Origin of the sequence: Kitasatospora sp. NPDC004799 (genome assembly GCF_040609095.1) — a bacterium.
Lineage (GTDB): Bacteria > Actinomycetota > Actinomycetes > Streptomycetales > Streptomycetaceae > Kitasatospora.
Window position 1 is genome coordinate 1 of record NZ_JBEXJK010000711.1, and the last position, 2,155, is coordinate 2,155.

A 2,155-nucleotide genomic window follows, 5' to 3' on the forward strand; every position below is an offset into this window, starting at 1 on the left:
CCGGGCTGACCATGATGGCCTGGCGCGAGGGCGGCCGTCGGCTCAACCACTTCGCCGCCGACCAGTACGCCCAGAGCACCCCGATCGGCTACCGCTCGCCGGCCGGCCAGGGGCGGGCCTCGGTGAGCAGCTCGACCTCGCCCGCGCTCCAGTCGATGTGCGGGGACGGCTCGTCGACGTGCAGGGTCCGCGGGAGCGTGCCGTGCCGCATCGCCATGACGAGCTTGATGATGCCCGCCACGCCCGCGGCGGCCTGGGTGTGGCCGATGTTGGACTTGACCGAGCCGAGCCACAGCGGGGCGCCGCCCTCGCCGCGCTCCTGGCCGTAGGTGGCGAGCAGCGCCTGCGCCTCGATCGGGTCGCCGAGGGTGGTGCCGGTGCCGTGCGCCTCGACCGCGTCGACCTGGTCCGGGGACAGGCCCGCGCTGGCCAGGGCCTGGCGGATGACCCGCTGCTGGGCGGGGCCGTTGGGGGCGGTGAGGCCGTTGCTGGCGCCGTCCTGGTTGACGGCGGAGCCGCGGACGACGGCGAGCACCGGGTGGCCGTTGCGCCGGGCGTCGGACAGCTTCTCCAGCAGCAGCACGCCGGCGCCCTCGCCCCAGGCGGTGCCGTCGGCGGCCGCGGAGAACGCCTTGCAGCGGCCGTCGGGGGCGAGCCCGCGCTGGCGGCTGAACTCGACGAAGGTGTCCGGGGTGGACATCACGGTGACGCCGCCGGCCAGCGCCAGCGAGCACTCGCCCTGCCGAAGCGCCTGGGCGGCCAGGTGCACGGCCACCAGCGAGGAGGAGCAGGCGGTGTCGATGGTCACCGCCGGGCCCTCCAGCCCGAAGGTGTAGGCGACGCGGCCCGAGACCACGCTGCCGGAGGTGCCGGTGCTCAGGTAGCCCTCGACGCCCTCGGGGACGGTGAACAGGCGGCTGGCGTAGTCGTGGTACATCACGCCGGTGAACACCCCGACCCGGCTGCCGCGCACGCCCGCCGGGTCGATCCCGGCCCGCTCGAAGGCCTCCCAGGAGGTCTCCAGGAGCAGCCGCTGCTGCGGGTCCATGGCCATGGCCTCGCGCGGCGAGATGCCGAAGAAGGCCGGGTCGAACTGCGCCGCGTCGTGCAGGAAGCCGCCCTCGCGGGTGTAGCTGGTGCCGGACCGGCCGTTCTCGGCGTCGCCGTCGTACAGCGCCTCGGTGTCCCAGCCGCGGTCGCCGGGGAATCCGGAGATGGCGTCGGTGCCGGACGCGACGAGCTGCCACAGCTCCTCGGGGGTGCGCACGCCGCCCGGGTAGCGGCAGCCCATCGCGACGATCGCGATCGGCTCGTGCTCACCGGACTCGACCTCGCGCAGGCGGCGGCGCGTCTCGTGCAGGTCGGCGGTGACCCGCTTGAGGAAGTAGCGGAGCTTCTCTTCGTTCATGGTGGTACGTCCCATCGAATGGCCGCGAGGCACGGTTCGGAAGTCTGGTGGGAGTGGGCCGGGCGGCTCGGGCGCCGGGGCGGGCGCGGCGCCCGGCCCACTCGGGGTGACGGGCCCGGGGCGGGCCGGTCGGGAGAGGCCGGTCAGGAGATGCCGAACTCCTTGCCGATGAACTCGAACATCTCGTCGTCGCTGGCCGACTCCAACTCGTCCGCGACGGTGGCGTCCTCGGGCCGGGAGTCCTCGGCGGCCCAGCGCGCGGCCAGCGCCCGGAGCCGGACCGCGACCCGGGAGCGGCCCTCGTCGTCCGTCGCGGCGGCCGTCAACGCGGCCTCCAGCCGGTCGAGTTCGGCCAGCACCGGGGTGACGGCGTCGGCTCCCTCCTGGAGCAGGTCCTCGCGCAGCCGCTCGGCGAGGTCGAGCGCGCAGGGGTGGTCGAAGACCAGCGTGGCCGGCAGTCGCAGGCCGGTCGCGGCGTTCAGCCGGTTGCGCAGTTCGACCGCGGTCAGCGAGTCGAACCCGAGGTCCTTGAAGGCCAGTTCGGGCTCGATCGCGGACCGGTCCGGGTGGCCGAGGACGGCCGCGACCTGCTCCTGGACGACCTCCAGCAGGATCCGGCCGCGCTCGGCCGGGGAGGCCCCGGCCAGCCGGCCCGCCAGGTCCCCGCCGGAGGCGGGCGCGCTCGCCGCCGCGCGCCGCACCGGGCGGACCAGCCCGCGCAGCAGCGGCGGGACGGCGCCGGCGGCC

The 2,155-nt window shown here is 75.5% G+C and carries 1 protein-coding gene and 1 pseudogene; both read right to left on the reverse strand.

Annotated elements, in window-relative coordinates:
• Nucleotides 1-103 precede the first annotated feature (103 nt).
• Nucleotides 104-1,408: pseudogene (locus ABZW03_RS40160) on the reverse strand (beta-ketoacyl synthase N-terminal-like domain-containing protein); the annotation flags it as partial.
• A gap of 143 nt (nt 1,409-1,551) precedes the next feature.
• Nucleotides 1,552-2,155: acyl carrier protein (locus ABZW03_RS40165; protein WP_355269738.1), on the reverse strand; the 604-nt coding region annotated here is incomplete at its 5' end.